This window comes from Stutzerimonas stutzeri, from assembly GCF_000952685.1.
GTDB lineage: Bacteria > Pseudomonadota > Gammaproteobacteria > Pseudomonadales > Pseudomonadaceae > Stutzerimonas > Stutzerimonas stutzeri_E.
The window spans coordinates 233903-250415 of record NZ_JYHV01000034.1; the positions used below are offsets into that span (position 1 = coordinate 233903).

Sequence of the window (16513 nt, forward strand, 5' to 3'; positions counted from 1 at the left end):
GCTAGCAGCCAGGTATCAAGCCCAACGTTCAGGGACCGGCATCGACAAGCTTAGAACCGTCAGGCGGCGGGGCGGGCCTTGACAAGCGTTAGTCTGCTGATGCACTGCAGCAAACGCCCGGTGTGGACAGGCCCGCAAGGAGAGGAAAGAAGGGGAACGGAAGCGGCGTGGGTGCGCCGAGCTCGCCGCACGGCAGTGCCGGCGAGCGGAAGGCACGAGGTTAGCGTTTGCGATTGACCGTCAGTGCTGCGCGGATCACGTCTGCACCGATTTGCGCTTCATAGGACTGCCACACCGGCATCATTTTCTCGCGCCAGGCCTGACGCTGCTCCGGCGTGAGTGTGATCAGCTTGCTGCTGCCACTGGCGAGGATGCGGTCACGGTCACGCTGGTTCAGCGCCGCAGCCTCTCGGTTCACCGCCTGGGTCACTTCGAGAATGATGCCCTCGAGTTCCGAGCGCACCGCAAAGGGCATGCTCATCCAGAACTTCGAACTGGTCACCAGCATGTAGTTGAGCACCCCGTGATTGCTCTCGGTGATGAACGGCTGGACCTTGTGCATGTTCTGGCTGGCAATGTTCGACCATGGGTTCTCCGCGCCCTGGACCACGCCAGCCTGGAGCGACTTGTACACCTCGGCGAAAGGCAGCACCACCGGCTTGGCCCCAACCGCGTTGAACTGCGCTTCCAGTACCGCCGAAGGCTGTATGCGAAACGCCAATCCGGCGGCATCTTCGGGCAGATGCAACGCCTTGGTGGCGGAAAGCTGCTTAAGGCCGTTGTTCCAATACGCCAGGCCATAGATGCCGGAGTCGGCCATCGAGCGCAGCAATTCACGGCTCATTTCGCGCTTCTGGAAGCGCTGAACCGCCGCTTCGTCATCGAACAGGAAGGGCAGATCGAAGACCTGCAACTTGTTCGTGTACTTGCCGAACTTGGACAGCGAAGGCGCAAGGATCTGGACGTCGTTATTCAGCAGCGCCTGCATCTCGTCGGCATCGCCAACCAATGTCGAATTCGGATAGACCTCGACCTTGACCTTGCCGCCCAGACGCTCGTGCACCAGCTTCTGAAACAGCAATGCCCCCTTGCCCTTGGGCGTGTCATCGGCCACCACGTGAGCGAACTTGATGACGAACGGCTCGCCTTCGGCCGCCATGACCGAGGCACTCAACCCACACATAACTGCGATCAGCGCAGCGACACAAGACTTGAACATCTACCCCCCAACGGGAAAAGCCCGAAGCGACACCTTGTGGGCACCGTTCGAGTGGTTAGTCGACAACGATAAGGCCTGACTCACGCAGCGGCGTGGTCGGTTCGTTTTTTCAGTTCGAGTTGGCCAGATCATCTCGACTGCGGCGGTCGGCGGCTGGCCTTTATTGGAATGCGGTTGGCGAAAAGCAGAGCGCTAGAGCCTTTACCAACCGAGCGGAAGTCTTCGCGATCACCGGGCGTGGCACAAGGCCAGAAAGTCCAACCAGCTCTCAAAACGACACATTGGTTGAGCGCGCGAATGAGTGCGCGCTCGGCAGGAGTGCTGAAGCATCGGCGCCTCCATACGGACGCCGGCGCAGACCGCGTTAGCGGCGATTGACCGTCAGCGCCGCGCGCATGACGTCGGCGCCGATCTGCGACTCGAAGGATTTCCATACCGGCTGCATCTTGTCTCGCCAGGCCTGGCGCTGCTCGGCGGTTAGCGTAACGAGCGTGCTGCTGCCGCTGGCCAGAATGCGTTCACGCTCGCGCTGGTTGATTGCCGCGGCTTCTGCATTCACGGTCTGTGTCACTTCGAGCAGGATGTTTTCCAGCTCGGAGCGCACCGCAAAAGGAATGCTGGTCCAGAATTTGGAGTTAGTCACCAACATGTAATTGAGCACGCCATGATTGGTTTCGGTGACGTAGCTCCGTTTAACGCCCGCGTTCTGTCCGCGCATGTTGGACCAGGGGCCCTCGGTGCCTTGCACCGTACCGCTTTGCATGGCTTTTGCCACTTCGGCAAACGGTAACCGGATGGTCTTGGCATCCACTGCCGCGAACTGCGCCTCGAGCACCGATGAGGGCTGAATACGGAACGCCAGACCCGCCGCGTCCGCCGGGCTGCGCAATGGCTGGCTGGCCGACAACTGTTTGAGGCCGTTATTCCAATAAGCCAGACCGTAGATCCCACGGTGGGCCATCGAGCGCAGCAGCTCGCGGCTCATCTCGCGCTTCTGGAAGCGCGCCACTGCCGCCTCGTCATCGAACAGAAACGGCAGGTCGAAGACTTCCAGCTTCGGTGAGTACTCGGTGAACTTGGACAGCGAGGGCGCCAGCATCTGCACCTTGTTATCCAGCAGCGCCTGCATCTCATCGGCGTCGCCAACCAGCGTCGAGTTCGGATAGACCTCGACCTCCACCGCGCCAGCGAGCCGCTCGCGAACCAGTTTCTGGAACAGCAAGGCGCCCTTGCCCTTTGGCGTGTCGTCCGCGACCACATGGGCGAACTTGATCACAATGGGCTCCGCGCCGCTGGCCATTGGCGCGAACAACAGGAAAAGCGCCGTACAAGGCGCAACGAAGAATGATTTGAACATTTTGACCCCCACGGGAAATAAGCTCGATGCGGCGCCTCGTGAGCACCGTTCGAGTGGTGTATTGCGGTTCGATATGCGTTCAGCCGGAACCTGTTGTGGCACGCCTGAATGGGTAAAGCGGGGTGACCAGAGCACCGCGACGAATCGCAGGCTGGCCTTTATTGGAATGGCGATGACCGGTCAGTACGGATTGAATCCGCCCAGTCACCGAGCGGCGCAGTTTTGGCCATCAGACGCTCTAGCACAAGGGTTGAAGGTCCGACCAGCTCTCAAAACGGAACATTTCACTCATCGGAAGAAGCGAACTTTCAAATCGCCCGCCACTTCTACAAGCAACATCCCCAGCCATTCCGATCTGCCATGAACGACGTTTCGACCCCACCGCCGCCGAACCCCGATCTGATCGACTGCCTGGTTATCGGCGGGGGGCCGGGCGGACTGACCGCTGCGCTCTATCTGGCGCGCTTTCGCCGCAGCTGCAGGGTGGTCGATGCAGGCTCCAGCCGCGCCTCATGGATACCGCGGTCGCATAACTACCCAGGCTTCCCGCCAGGCATCAACGGCAACGATCTGTTGATTCGTCTGCGTGAACAGGCCCACAGCTACGGCGCAGAGCTTGAGCATGGTCGAGTCGAACACATCGAACCCCACGCCGAAGGCTTCAGCGTGCGCTACGGGGACAAAAGCTGTGTGACCCGACGGATCATTCTGGCCACCGGCATCGAAGATACCTTGCCGGACATGCCGGATGTCGAGCAGGCCATCGGCGAGGGCAAGCTGCGGCTGTGCGCCATCTGCGACGGCTACGAGGTCAACGGCGACAACGTCGCGGTCTACGGCGAGGCGGAATGCGCCATCGGCCATGCGGTGTTTCTACGCACCTTCACTGACCAGGTCACGGTGGTGGTGCATGGCGAGCAGGATGCCTGCGACCAAGCCATCGCCCTGGCCGAGCATTACGACGTGCGCCTGATCAGCGATCGCGTCGAAGCGCTGCGCCCTTGCACAACCGGAATCGAGATGATCACCTGCCGAGGCGACACCTATCATTTCGATATCGTCTACCCCTGTCTGGGCGCGCGCTTCCGTTCGGAACTCGCCCAGCGACTGGATGTGGGTTGCGATGATGACGGCGGCATACGCGTGGACGAGCATATGCAAACCTCGGTGCGCGGGCTTTACGCCATCGGCGACGTGACCCAGGGCCTGAAACAGATGAGTGTCGCCGTTGGTCAGGCCGCACAGGCCGCCACGGCGGTGCACAACAGCCTGGAAGCCAAGCCCTGGGGCGGCTCGGTGGCGACGCGCTGAGTCGCAGTGACGCGATTGCAACAGCTGAGCGGCACTGAGGGTCTAGGCTCAATATACGTCTGTTCGCCCCGGAGCCTGTCATGTCACTCAGCGTATTCGACCTGTTCAAGATCGGTATCGGCCCGTCCAGCTCGCACACGGTGGGACCGATGCGCGCGGCGCTGCGGTTTGCCGAAGGCCTGCGCGAGGACGATCTGCTGAGCGCCACCGAACGCGTCCGAGTCGAGCTGTACGGCTCGCTCGGTGCCACCGGCAAGGGTCATGGCAGCGACAAGGCGGTGATCCTCGGGCTCGAAGGCGAGCTGCCGGAGGCCGTCGATACCGGCAGCATTGCGCAGCGCATGGCGACCATCCGTGAGTCCCACGAACTGCGCTTGCTGGGCGACAAAACCATTCGATTCGAAGTCAGCAACGATCTGCAGTTCATCCGCAAACCGCTGGCCTATCACCCCAACGGCATGATTCTGCGCGCCTTCGATGGCGCCGGATTGCAACTGCGCAGCCGCGAGTATTATTCAGTCGGCGGCGGTTTCGTGGTCGACGAACAGGCAGCCGGCAGCGACCGTATCGTCGAAGATCGCACACCGCTGCCCTACCCGTTCCGTAGCGCCGCCGAGTTACTGGCGCTGAGCGGTGAGCATGATCTGTCGATCAGCGAACTGATGCTTGCCAACGAGGCCGCATGGCGCCCGGAAGCCGAAACCCGTGCCGGCCTGCTGAAGATCTGGCAGGTCATGCAGGATTGCGTCAAGGCCGGTTGCCGCACCGAAGGCGTGATGCCCGGCGGGCTCAAAGTGCAACGGCGCGCGGCAGGCCTGTATCGGCAGCTCAGCGAACATCCGGAAGCCAGCCTGAGCGATTCGCTCAGCGTTCTCGACTGGGTCAACCTCTATGCGCTGGCAGTGAATGAAGAGAATGCAGCCGGTGGTCGCGTGGTCACCGCGCCAACCAATGGTGCGGCCGGAATCATCCCGGCGTTGCTTCATTACTATGTACGTTTCATTCGCGGCGCCAACGAAGATGGGGTCGTGCGATTTCTGCTCACCGCGGCGGCGATCGGCATCCTGTACAAGGAAAACGCGTCGATCTCCGGCGCCGAAGTCGGTTGTCAGGGCGAGGTCGGCGTCGCTTGCTCGATGGGTGCGGGCGCACTCTGCGAAGTGCTGGGCGGCAATCCTCGACAGGTCGAGAATGCCGCCGAAATCGGCATGGAGCACAACCTCGGGCTGACCTGCGACCCGGTCGGCGGGCTGGTGCAGGTGCCCTGTATCGAGCGCAACGCGATGGGTGCGGTCAAGGCCATCAACGCCGCGCGAATGGCACTGCGTGGTAACGGCAGCCACTTCATTTCACTGGACAAGGTGATCCGCACCATGCGCCAGACCGGCGCGGACATGAAGAGCAAATATAAGGAAACCGCCCGTGGAGGCCTGGCGGTCAATATCATTGAGTGCTGAGCCGCCCGGCTCGTCGCAGCGCGACGCAAAATGCGCCAATCGGCAGCGGCAAGTCGTATCATCTGCCCCTTTCGCGACAAATCCGGCGTTCAGAGGAATTCGCCCAGCGGGCCTGCTGTCTTCTTTCCAAGCCGCCAGAACAAAAAATGCGCACCCACATGCCGAGGAATCGATGAACACCAGCTCTGAGCCTTCTACGCCGAAAAACAGCCAAGTGGCCAGAAGCACGCTGGATTACCCGGTGGTTGGAATCGGTGCCTCGGCGGGTGGCCTGAAAGCGCTGCTGACCTTCTTCGAGCAGATGCCGAGCGACTGCGGCATGGCCTTCGTCGTCATCATGCACCTGTCGCCCAAACACGAAAGCAACGCCGACAAGATTCTCCAGAATGTCACCAGGATGCGTGTGCTGCAGGTACAGCAGCCCGTCCCCATCGAGCGCAACCACATTTATGTGATTCCGCCGGCGATGGACCTGTCGATGAGCGACGGCTATCTGCGCCTGCAGAGGCCCACCCGCGAACGCGGGGCTCAGGTCGCCATCGATCTGTTCTTCCGCACACTGGCGGACGTGCACCACACCCACGCCATCGGCATCGTGCTATCCGGCAGCGGCGCCGACGGCTCGGTCGGCCTGGCGCGCATCAAGGAACAAGGCGGCGTGACCCTGGCGCAGAGCCCCGAGGACGCCGAATACGACTCGATGCCGCTCAACGCCATCGAGACCGGCATGGTCGATATCGTGCTGCCGGTGGCGGAAATGCCGCAGCGCCTGGTTGAGTTGGGGCGAAACATGGTGGAGTTGCTGACCCAGCGCCCACCCATCCCGTCGCCCGGCGACGTCGAACAGGACCAGGGCGATCTGGAAAGCGAGCGCGCGCACACTCAGTCCAAGCCCAACGAGCTGGCGTTACGGGAAATCCTCGCGGCGCTTCGCAGCCGGACCGGCCATGACTTCCGGCATTACAAGCAGGCCACCGTGCTGCGCCGCATCGAGCGACGCATGCAGGTCAACGCACTGCGCGACATGCCCAGCTACGCCAAGTACTTGCAAGCTCACCCTGACGAGACGCCGAAGCTACTCACCGACATGCTGATCGGTGTGACCAACTTCTTCCGTGACCGTGAGGCGTTCGAGGCGCTGGAGCGCGACATCGTCCCGGCGCTATTCGAAGAAAAAGCCCAGGCCGAAGATAAGTCGCTGCGCATCTGGTCCGCCGCCTGCTCGACCGGCGAAGAGGCCTACTCGCTGGCCATGCTGTTTTCCGACTATGCGCAGATACGTGACCACCACGACGACGAAGTGCACCTGCAGCTGTTCGCCACCGATATCGACGATCGCTCTCTGGATGCCGCGCGCACCGGCGTCTATCCGGAAGCCATCGTCACTGATGTACCGCCCATGCGCCTGCGCCAGTATTTCGTCAAGGAGCAGAACCACTACCGCATGCAGAAGGAGCTACGCGAGCGCATTCTCTTCGCCCGCCACAACATTCTGCGCGACCCCCCGTTTTCCCGGCTCGATCTGATTTCCTGCCGGAACCTGATGATCTACCTGGACCGGGACATCCAGATCGAAGTGCTGCGCATGTTCCACTTTGCGCTCAATGCCGGTGGCTATCTGTTTCTCGGCAGCTCGGAAACCGCCGATGCCTGCAGCCAATTGTTCGAGCCGGTCGACAAAAAGAACCGTATCTACCGTGCCAAGAATGTCGGATCGGGGTTGCGCCGCGCGCCCACAGCCCCTTTTCACTCGTTGACTGCGACCGGTCCGCTGAGCCAATCCCAGACCAGCCAGCCGCACAGACGCAACCGCAAGTTCTCCTTTGCCGACGTGCACCAACGGGCGCTCGAGCAGTACGCACCGCCCAGTGTGATCGTCAATCACGACGCGGAGATCGTCCACATGTCCGACCGCGCCGGCAACTTCCTGCGTTATGTCGGCGGTGAGCCCTCGCTGAACCTGACCACCTTGGTACACCCGCAGCTGCGCCTGGAGTTGCGCACTGCGTTGTACCAGGCCACTCACACCGGCAAGAGCGTCGAGGCGCGGCGGGTGCGGCTGGAGCGCGACGGCCGGCACTATTACGTGAATATGGTCGTACGGCCGTTCCGCGATAACGAAGCCGGCAGCGAATACATGCTGGTGATCTTCGATGAAGTCGAAGACTGCATGGACGGCAACACGCTGGCAAATCCCACCACCAAGGACAGCGTGCTGACCCAGCTGGAGGCCGAACTGCAGCAGACCAAGGAGCAGCTGCAGGTGACCATGGAGCACTCGGAAACCTCGACCGAAGAGCTGCGTGCCTCCAACGAAGAGCTACAGGCAATCAATGAAGAGCTGCGCTCGGCCACCGAAGAACTGGAAACCAGCAAGGAAGAACTGCAGTCGATCAACGAGGAGCTGACCACGGTCAACTTTGAACTGAAGACCAAGGTCGATGAAACCAGCAAGATCAACGACGACCTGCAGAACCTGATCGCCTCAACGGACATCGCCACCCTGTTCGTCGACCGCACCATGCGCATCAAATGGTTCACCCCGCGCGCGCAGGACATTTTCAACGTGATCGGCAACGACGCCGGGCGCTCGCTGCTGGACATCACCCATCGGCTCGACTATCCGCAGCTGCATCAAGACGCCACCGAGGCCTTCGAATCGCTGCACCTGGTCGAACGTGAGATCAGCAACCTCGACCGCAGCCACTGGTATCTGGCCCGCGTGCTGCCCTACCGAACCCTGGACGACCGCATTCAGGGCGCCGTGCTGACCTTCATCGACATCACCGACCGCCGCCGGGCCGAAGAGCAGGTGCGCGCTGGCGAAGCCCATATGAAGCAACTGGCGCAGAGCACCAAGGGCTACGCCATCATCACCCTGGACTGCGACGGCCTCATCACTACCTGGAACCGCGGCGCCGAATACATCTTCGGCTATGCCGAGAATGAGGTCTTGGGTCAGAACATCCAACTGATCTATACGGAGGCGGATCGGTCGCTCGGAGTACCGGAAGCCGAACGTCAGCGCGCCCTGGAGCAGGGTCAGGCTGCCGACGAACGATGGCATGTTCGCCAGGATGGTACGCAGTGCTTCTTTAGTGGCCTGGTCAATCCGTTGATGGACAATTACGGCAGGGTAGCCGGTTTCGCCAAGATTGCGCGCGACATCACCGACGACCGACAGCGCAGCAACGATCAACAGAACGAACTGGAGAGCGTCCAGGCAGCCAACCAGCAGAAGGATCAGTTCTTCGCGGTGCTCTCTCACGAGCTCAAGCACCCGCTGAACCTCATCCAGCTCAATGCCGACCTGATTGCTCGCTCCCAAGCCGCGAAAAACACGCCATCTCTGCAGAAAGCCACCCAGGCGATTCAGAACGCGGTGCGCAGCCAGTCGCGAATCATCGACGATCTGATGGACGTTTCGCGCATCCGCACCGGCAAGCTCAAGCTCAACTTCGTCACGCTGTCCTATCAGGAGCTGCTCAAGGGCATCGAGGCGGTGTTCGGCCCGCTGGCTCAGGCCGAAGGTGTCAGCTTCGAAACCTTCAAGCCGGAGCAACCGGTTTTCATTCATGCCGACCCAACGCGCCTGGAGCAGATCATCTGGAACCTGTTGAACAACGCCTGGAAGTTCACCAAGGGCGGCGACCGCATCTGCATGCAGCTCGAACGCGACGGCGATCTGGCCCGCCTGGACGTCATCGATACCGGGGAAGGGATCACTGCGGATTTCCTGCCCAAGGTCTTCGACATGTTCGGCCAGGCGGAGATGCAGCATGCTCAGCGCTCCAAGCACGGCCTGGGGATCGGCCTGGCGCTGGTCAAACAGCTGGTGGAAGCGCACGGCGGGCGTATCGAGGCGTTTTCCGAAGGGTTGGGCCGTGGCGCACGCTTCAGCATTTGGCTGCCGATGCACCTGCAGACCGAACTTGAACTCAGCGGGCTGGCGTCGCATGAGCTCAACGGCGGCCTGCTCGGCATCCGAATTCTGCTGGTCGACGACTCACCGGACATTCTCGATACCATGCGCGAGTTGCTGGAAAGCGAAGGCGCCAATGTCACCATCGCCGACAGCGGCGCCCAGGGTATAGAACTCGCGGAGCAGTCGCGCTTCGACGTGATCGTGTCCGATATCGGCATGCCGGTCATCGACGGCCACAAGATGATGAGCGAAATACGACGCGGCACCACCAATGCCCAAACCCCGAGCATTGCGCTCACCGGCTACGGCACCCTGCGCGATGTGGAGAAGGCCAAAAGCGCGGGCTTCACCCTGCACCTGCGCAAGCCGATCGATCTGCAGGCGCTGATCGACGCGGTGCTGCAGGCGGTGCACTGAGCCGAGGCCTGCCGCGCTAGGCTGGCCGAGGTTGCGTCTGCTGGCTGATTTTGGAGCCAATCCAAGAAAGGTCGCCCTTGCGCGGCCCGCACTCTCTTACGGAGCCCGTCCCGGATAACCGTAGGATGGGTCGGGCCGCGCAGGTGCAACCCATCAGGCCGAGAGGAAGGGCGTGCACGAACTTTCCCGCATGCACCGCTCGCTTCAGCCCTCCTTACCGATCCCGTAGTCGCGCAGTTTGTTGGCGATGGTGGTGTGCGAAACGCCCAGGCGCTTGCCCAGCAGGCGGCTGCTCGGATGCTGCTGGTAAAGCGCCTCCAGCACCGCCTTCTCGAAGCGCCCGACGATGCTGTTCAGGCCACCCTCCAGGGAGAATTCGCCCAACGGCTGCGGCGCGCCGTAGTCCGGCAGGCGAATGTGCTCGGGCTTGATCATCCCGCCCTCGCAGAGCGAAACCGCCTGAAACAGGGTGTTCTCCAACTGCCGCACATTGCCCGGCCAGTGATAGGCGGCCAGCCGCTCCAGCGCCTGCACTGACAGGCTCGGCAAGGCGCAACCGATCTGCCGGCTGGCCTGGTCGATAAAGTGCAGTGCCAGCGGCTCCAGCCCGTCCAGGCATTCACGCAGCGGCGGGATATGCAGGGACAGCACATTGAGTCGGTGGTACAGGTCCTGGCGAAATTCGCCTTTAGCACAGAGTTCGGACAGATCCAGCTGCGTCGCGCAGATCACCCGCACGTCCAGATAGACCTCCTCATCGCTGCCGACCCGGCGGAAACAGCCGTCCTGCAGAAAGCGCACAAGCTTGGCCTGCAAGCGTGTGCTCATCTCGCCGACGCCATCGAGGAACAGCGTGCCGCCGGCGGTCAGCTCCAGCAGGCCGAGCTTGCCTTCCGGGCGCGCGCCCTCGAATGCGCCCGGGCCGTAGCCGAACAACTCAGTTTCGGCCATGGATTCCGGCAAACCAGCGCAATTGAGCGCCATGAACGGTGATTGCCCGCGCGGGCTGGACAGGTGGCAGGCGCGCGCCAGCAGCTCCTTGCCGGTGCCGGTTTCGCCCTCGATCAGCAACGGCGCGTCCAGCGGGGCCATGCGGCGCGCTTCACGGACCACCGCGGCCATCACTTTCGAACTCTGGAAGATGCTGTCGAAACCGCGCAGCTCCTGCTTGCGCACGTTGTAGATGCGCTCGCCGACACGATCGGCGCGATGCAGCGTCAACACTGCGCCAGCCAACGCCTCACTGTCGTCGTGTTCCGATTGGAGCGGGGCGATGTCGGCGAGGAAAACGTCACCTTTGATGGTCACCCGCAGCCCATTGATCCGCGCCTTGTTCGCCCGCACCAACTCCGGCAAGTCGAAATCCTCGGCGTAGCGCGACAGGCTCATGCCCGGCACTTCATCCACCCGCACACCGAGCAACTGCGCCGCGGCACGGTTGGCGGCAACGATGGCCCCCGTCATGTCGATCGACAGCACCGGAAACTCCAGCGCACCGAGCAGTGCATTGAGTTCCAGCGAATGCCGCTCGCTGGGCATCAGCCCGACCTTGCGTACCTCGAACACGCCCTGCAGAGCCTCTATCTTGGGGCGCAGGGCCTGCAGTTGCAGGTTCATCAGATTGGGGCAATGCAGGTAAACGGCATTGCCATGCTCGCCGCCAACTTCGCCGCGCGCGACGTTGATGCCGTAGTCCACCAGCAGCTCGAGCATGTCCCGGAGGATGCCGATGCGGTTCTGGCAGAGAATCCTGATGCGCATGCGAGAAAGCCTCTGTTGTCGTTGGTAGCGCCGGCGATTTTTATCGCTTGCCGTTGATTATCGTCAAGATTATTTGACAGCAGCGGCACCGATCAAGTCGATCATCACGCCAACCCGCCTGCTCGTAAGCTTTTCTTTACGAAACAATGCATATCTCTTCGCGAAGAACCGTCCGAAACACTTCCCAGCGCATCTACAGCGCGTTCAGATGAGGCATCTATAACAACAAGATTTACGCGGCCATCCCGCTCAGGAGGTCAGATGAAAGCTACGAAATACGTCGCCCGCGAACCGGATGCGCACGGCCAGATTCGGTATCCGGACGCCGAACACGCGGTCTGGCAGACGCTGATCGAACGCCAGTTGAAGCTACTCGACGGTCGCGCTTGCCAGGAGTATCTGGACGGTATCGAACAGCTGGCCCTGCCCCGCGACCGCATCCCGCAACTGGACGAGATCAACCGCGTGCTGCAGTCCACCACCGGCTGGCAGGTGGCGCGAGTGCCGGCGCTGATTCCCTTCCAGACCTTTTTCGAACTACTGGCCAGCAAGCGATTTCCGGTCGCCACCTTCATCCGTACCCCGGAGGAACTGGATTATCTGCAGGAGCCGGACATCTTCCACGAGATCTTTGGCCACTGCCCGTTGCTGACCAACCCCTGGTTCGCCGAATTCACCCACACCTACGGCCAGCTCGGCCTCAAGGCCAGCAAGGAAGAACGCGTCTACCTGGCGCGGCTGTACTGGATGACCATCGAGTTCGGCCTGGTAGACACGCCGGCCGGGCGCCGCATCTATGGCGGCGGCATCCTCTCCTCACCGAAGGAGACGCTTTACTGCCTCTCGGACGCGCCAGAGCATCAGCCCTTCGATGTGGTCGAAGCGATGCGCACGCCGTATCGCATCGATATCCTGCAGCCGGTGTACTTCGCCCTGCCGGAACTCAAGCGACTGTTCGACGTCGCTCATGAAGACATCATGGCCCACGTCCGCACCGCCATGCAGTTGGGCCTGCACCAGCCGAAATTCCCGCCGAAAGCGGCGTAGGGTGGAAAACTGCGAAGCATTTTCCACGCGTTGATTTCGGCCACAACGACGTCTCGCGGCGATGCCGGTCGTTTCGGCCGATTGGTGGATGAGCCCTCGGCAACGTGGCGGACCGAACCCGACGCGTGGACAAGCCTGCGGCGTTGTCCACCCTACGCTGCTTAACTCTCATGACTCTCATCACAAGGACCCAACCATGACCGCTCTCACCCAAGCCCACTGCGAAGCCTGCCGCGCCGACGCACCCAAGGTCTCCGACGACGAACTGGCCGAACTGATCAAGCAGATCCCGGACTGGAACATTGAGACCCGCGACGGCCACATGGAGCTGGAGAAGGTCTTCGCGTTCAAGAACTTCCGCCACGCCCTGGCCTTCACCAATGCCGTCGGCGAAATAGCCGAAGCCGAAGGCCACCACCCCGGCCTGCTCACCGAATGGGGCAAGGTCACCGTGACCTGGTGGAGCCACTCGATCAAGGGCCTGCACCGCAACGACTTCATCATGGCCGCGCGCACCGATGAGGTGGCCAAGACTGCCGAGGGCCGCAAGTGAAGCATTTCGCTGATGTCGTACGGGTTCCCGGCGACCCAATTCTCGGTCTGCTGGACGCTTATCGCGCCGACCCCAATCCGGCCAAGCTCGACCTCGGTGTCGGCGTCTACAAGGATGCGCTGGGCCTGACGCCGATTCCCAAGGCGGTGAAGTTGGCCGAACAGCGGTTGATCGACAGCGAGCAGACCAAAAGCTATATCGGCGGTCATGGCGATCCGCTGTTCGGTGAGCAATTACTGAAGATGGTGCTCGGTGAGGGCTCGCCAGCCCTGATCGAAAACCGAGCTGGCTGCACCCAGACACCCGGCGGCACCGGCGCCCTGCGGCTGGTGGGCGACTTCATCGCCAAGTGCCTGCCGAGCCGCGGCCTCTGGCTCAGCGACCCGACCTGGCCTATCCACGAAACCCTGTTCGCCGCTGCCCGCTTGAAGGCCGAGCATTACCCCTATGTCGACGCGCAGAACCGCCTCGACGTACCCGCGATGCTCGAAGCGCTGCAGCGGATCCCCAGCGGCGACGTGGTGCTGCTGCACGCCTGCTGCCACAACCCCACCGGCTACGACCTGAGCCGGGACGAGTGGCACCAGGTGCTGGAGATCGTTCGTCGGCGCGAACTGCTGCCGCTGTTCGACTTCGCCTACCAGGGCTTTGGCGACGGTATCGATGAAGACGCCTGGGCGGTTCGTCTGTTCGTCGAGGCGCTGCCGGAAGTGCTGATCACCAGCTCCTGCTCGAAGAACTTCGGCCTGTACCGCGAACGCACCGGTGCACTGATTGTGGTGGCCGCCAATGGCGAATCGCTGCTCGACGTGCGCAGCCAGTTCGCTTCGGTGGCACGCAACCTCTGGTCCACGCCCCCGTCACATGGCGCGGCCGTGGTCGCGACGATCCTGGCCAACCCTGAACTGCGTCAGCTCTGGCAGCAGGAAGTCGCCGCCAAGCGTGAACGGATCGCCGGCTTGCGCAAGGGCCTGGTCGAAGCCCTCGCACCGCATGGTTTGGCCGAGCGCTTCGCGCATATTACACAGCAACGCGGCATGTTCTCTTATACCGGCCTGACCGCCGAGCAGGTGCTGCGCCTGCGCCGCGAGAATTCGGTGTATCTGGTGGAAAGCGGCCGCGCCAACATTGCCGGGCTGGATGCCGCGCGGCTGGATCAGCTGGCGGCGGCGATCGCACGCGTCACGGCATAAGCACTCCCCGTGAAGGGCATCGGGCCGGCAACCATGCTGGCCTTTTTTTGCCATGGATGCCCTACACCGTCGTTATGCGCAGGCCGGACATGACATGTCACGACCGGGCGCGCTGCGCATCTCGAACGCACCGGGGCCAAGCCTGCAACCGGGCCCCAGGCCATCTTTCCGATGATTGCCGCTCCACATCGATAGCTCAGGCGGAACTCGACTGACCGCGCCAGGCCGCAGCATTTAGCCATCACATCTTGAATTTCTAACTCAATATGACGCTTGGTCAATCTTGCGGAATGCGCAGCCTGGTGACGAATGGACTTCAGCCGCGGCCGGCCCGGCCGCTATCTTCAGCAACAGGTTTCGAGCGAGCTCGCCCATGATTCAACGCAGCACTGACGGCAACCCTGCCCCAAGCGAATATGCCTGCCATGCGGCCAGCGAACATGGCGCCTGTCCCAGCTGCGCCAATGGCGAACGCCTGGGCTTTCGTTTCAGTTATGCCTATCAGCCGATCGTGGATCTAGGCAAACGCGAGATTTTCGCTCATGAAGCATTGGTCCGTGGCCCTGAGGGCGAGCCCGCACCGAGCGTGCTGTCGCAGGTCAACGAGGACAACCGCTTCCGCTTCGACCAGGCCGGCCGGGTCAAGGCGATCAAGACCGCCGCCAAGCTCGACATGCAAAGCAGGCTGTCGATCAACTTCATGCCCAACGCCATCTACCGGCCAGAGCTGTGCATTCGCTCGACGCTGGAAGCAGCCCGCGCGCATGACTTTCCGGTCGAGCGGATCATTTTCGAGACCGTCGAAGGCGAGCGCATCAGCGATGCCAAGTGGCTGGCCGAAGTACTGCGCGAATACCAGCGCATCGGATTTCTCACCGCCATCGATGATTTCGGTGCCGGCTTTGCCGGTCTCAACCTGCTTGCCGACTTCCAGCCGGACATCATCAAGCTGGACATGGACCTGATACGCGGCATCGACCAGAGCCGCCCCCGCCAGGCCATCGTCAGGGCAACGGTTGCGATGTGCCAGGAGCTGAACATCCAGGTGATCGGCGAAGGCGTGGAAACGCTGGATGAATGCAGCGCCCTGCATGATCTGGGTATCAGCCTGATGCAGGGCTATCTGTTCAGCAAACCGCTGTTCGAAGCCTGCAGCCAGGCCGATATCCTGGTATGGCCGAACGGCCTGCCGTGCTGAAGTCCTTCAAACGGCATTCATTAGTTTGAGCAATGCCCGAGCGGCCTCTTCCGAGGACGCCGGGTTCTGCCCAGTGACCAGCAGGCCGTCTACCTGCACGTAGGATGACCAGTCCGGCCCTTTGCTGTAGTCGCCACCGATCTCCTTGAGCTTCTCCTCCAACAGGAAGGGCACCACGTCGGTGAGCTGCACGCCTGCTTCCTCGGTGTTGGTGAAACCGGTCACCTGCTTGCCCTTTACCAGGTATTCGCCGTCCTCGCCGCGCACCTCGATCAGCGCCGCCGGCGCATGACAGACCGCCCCCACTGGCTTGCCCGCCTTGATGAAGGATTCGATCAGTGAGATCGAGGTGGGATTGCCGGACAGGTCCCACAGCGGTCCGTGGCCACCGGGATAGAACACCGCATCGAAATCCTCAGACGACACCTCGTCCAGCGTGCGGGTGTTGGCCAGCAGGGCCTGGGACTCGGCATCGTTCTTGAAGCGTTGGGTCATCTCGGTCTGGGCATCCGGCGCATCGCTTTTCGGATCCAGCGGCGGCTGCCCGCCCTTGGGTGAGGCCAGGACGATCTCGGCGCCGGCGTCCTTGAACACGTAGTAAGGCGCGGCGAATTCTTCTAGCCAGAAGCCGGTGGGTTTGCCGGTGTTGCCGAGCTTGTCGTGGGAGGTGAGCACGATGAGGATTTTCATGGGGGTCTCCTGTGGTCGGGTGGCCCGAGATTGGCGGGGCCTTGGTTTATCTGGACCGTGGGAGTAGGAAATGGGTCAACGGGTGGGCGTGGCGCCGAGGCCGCGGTCGCCCGCTGCCACGAACTCGGCACCGTGACGAGCCGTAATGCCGGGCTACGACGAGACTGTTGCAAGTTCGAGAGCCCTGCACAGTGCGCTGTTATAGGAGTGGCCTTGGCTGCGAAGATTTAGTGGGCTGGAGTCATCTGGTTTAAACCTGTTGGCCGGGATGGCTGGGGCATTGGTTTCGCCCTGCTGGGCGACTCACTTTTTCCAAACGCGGAAAAAGTAAGCAAAAACGCTTGCCCCTGCATCCGGGTCTCGCTGCGCTCGACTTCCCTCATTC

The 16513-nt window shown here is 62.1% G+C and carries 11 protein-coding genes; 7 read left to right on the forward strand and 4 right to left on the reverse strand.

Annotated elements, in window-relative coordinates:
* Positions 1–220: 220 nt before the first annotated feature.
* The gene (locus UF78_RS18195) at positions 221–1219 is read right to left on the reverse strand and encodes a TRAP transporter substrate-binding protein (protein ID WP_045163628.1); all 999 of its coding nucleotides are present in this window, start codon (positions 1217–1219) and stop codon (positions 221–223) included.
* A 364-nt stretch (positions 1220–1583) separates the two neighbouring features.
* A complete protein-coding gene (locus tag UF78_RS18200) occupies positions 1584–2576 on the reverse strand; it encodes a TRAP transporter substrate-binding protein (protein ID WP_045163629.1) in 993 nt (330 codons plus the stop codon).
* Positions 2577–2936: 360 nt separating this feature from the next.
* On the opposite strand from UF78_RS18200, the gene UF78_RS18205 reads away from it, so the two are divergent.
* From UF78_RS18205 to UF78_RS18215, 3 genes are all read left to right on the forward strand, one after another.
* Entirely contained in the window at positions 2937–3887 is a 951-nt protein-coding gene (locus UF78_RS18205; protein WP_196298696.1) for an NAD(P)/FAD-dependent oxidoreductase, read from the forward strand.
* An 80-nt stretch (positions 3888–3967) separates the two neighbouring features.
* Positions 3968–5344 (forward strand): L-serine ammonia-lyase, encoded by a 1377-nt coding sequence (locus tag UF78_RS18210; protein ID WP_045163630.1) that lies wholly within the window; start codon positions 3968–3970, stop codon positions 5342–5344.
* 172 nt (positions 5345–5516) lie between these two features.
* Positions 5517–9686, forward strand: a complete 4170-nt coding sequence (locus tag UF78_RS18215; RefSeq protein ID WP_045163631.1) for a CheR family methyltransferase — start codon at positions 5517–5519, stop codon at positions 9684–9686.
* A 204-nt stretch (positions 9687–9890) separates the two neighbouring features.
* Here the strand turns inward: UF78_RS18215 and UF78_RS18220 are convergent, their stop codons facing one another.
* On the reverse strand, positions 9891–11447 hold the full coding sequence (locus UF78_RS18220) for a sigma-54-dependent phenylalanine hydroxylase transcriptional regulator PhhR (RefSeq protein ID WP_045163632.1): 1557 nt from the start codon (positions 11445–11447) through the stop codon (positions 9891–9893).
* 261 nt (positions 11448–11708) lie between these two features.
* Between UF78_RS18220 and phhA the strand changes: the two genes are divergently transcribed.
* From phhA to UF78_RS18240, 4 genes are all read left to right on the forward strand, one after another.
* A complete protein-coding gene (gene phhA / locus UF78_RS18225; RefSeq protein ID WP_045163633.1) occupies positions 11709–12494 on the forward strand; it encodes a phenylalanine 4-monooxygenase in 786 nt (261 codons plus the stop codon).
* A gap of 196 nt (positions 12495–12690) precedes the next feature.
* The gene (locus tag UF78_RS18230; RefSeq protein ID WP_025240484.1) at positions 12691–13047 is read left to right on the forward strand and encodes a 4a-hydroxytetrahydrobiopterin dehydratase; all 357 of its coding nucleotides are present in this window, start codon (positions 12691–12693) and stop codon (positions 13045–13047) included.
* Positions 13044–14240, forward strand: coding sequence for an amino acid aminotransferase (locus tag UF78_RS18235; RefSeq protein WP_045163634.1), 1197 nt, complete (start codon positions 13044–13046; stop codon positions 14238–14240). The genes UF78_RS18230 and UF78_RS18235 overlap by 4 nt, the downstream gene beginning before the upstream one ends.
* A 373-nt stretch (positions 14241–14613) precedes the next feature.
* On the forward strand, positions 14614–15438 hold the full coding sequence (locus UF78_RS18240) for an EAL domain-containing protein (protein WP_045163635.1): 825 nt from the start codon (positions 14614–14616) through the stop codon (positions 15436–15438).
* A 6-nt stretch (positions 15439–15444) separates the two neighbouring features.
* Here UF78_RS18240 and UF78_RS18245 read toward each other — a convergent pair whose 3' ends face one another.
* The gene (locus tag UF78_RS18245) at positions 15445–16128 is read right to left on the reverse strand and encodes a type 1 glutamine amidotransferase domain-containing protein (RefSeq protein ID WP_045163636.1); all 684 of its coding nucleotides are present in this window, start codon (positions 16126–16128) and stop codon (positions 15445–15447) included.
* Positions 16129–16513: the final 385 nt, after the last annotated feature.

Excerpts from the sequence above, each read along its gene's own strand:
- UF78_RS18195 (WP_045163628.1), bottom strand. The coding sequence starts at position 1,219 with ATGTTCAAGTCTTGTGTCGCTGCGCTGATCGCAGTTATGTGTGGGTTG.
- UF78_RS18200 (WP_045163629.1), bottom strand. The coding sequence starts at position 2,576 with ATGTTCAAATCATTCTTCGTTGCGCCTTGTACGGCGCTTTTCCTGTTG.
- UF78_RS18205 (WP_196298696.1), top strand. The coding sequence starts at position 2,937 with ATGAACGACGTTTCGACCCCACCGCCGCCGAACCCCGATCTGATCGAC.
- UF78_RS18210 (WP_045163630.1), top strand. The coding sequence starts at position 3,968 with ATGTCACTCAGCGTATTCGACCTGTTCAAGATCGGTATCGGCCCGTCC.
- UF78_RS18215 (WP_045163631.1), top strand. The coding sequence starts at position 5,517 with ATGAACACCAGCTCTGAGCCTTCTACGCCGAAAAACAGCCAAGTGGCC.
- UF78_RS18220 (WP_045163632.1), bottom strand. The coding sequence starts at position 11,447 with ATGCGCATCAGGATTCTCTGCCAGAACCGCATCGGCATCCTCCGGGAC.
- phhA (WP_045163633.1), top strand. The coding sequence starts at position 11,709 with ATGAAAGCTACGAAATACGTCGCCCGCGAACCGGATGCGCACGGCCAG.
- UF78_RS18230 (WP_025240484.1), top strand. The coding sequence starts at position 12,691 with ATGACCGCTCTCACCCAAGCCCACTGCGAAGCCTGCCGCGCCGACGCA.
- UF78_RS18240 (WP_045163635.1), top strand. The coding sequence starts at position 14,614 with ATGATTCAACGCAGCACTGACGGCAACCCTGCCCCAAGCGAATATGCC.
- UF78_RS18245 (WP_045163636.1), bottom strand. The coding sequence starts at position 16,128 with ATGAAAATCCTCATCGTGCTCACCTCCCACGACAAGCTCGGCAACACC.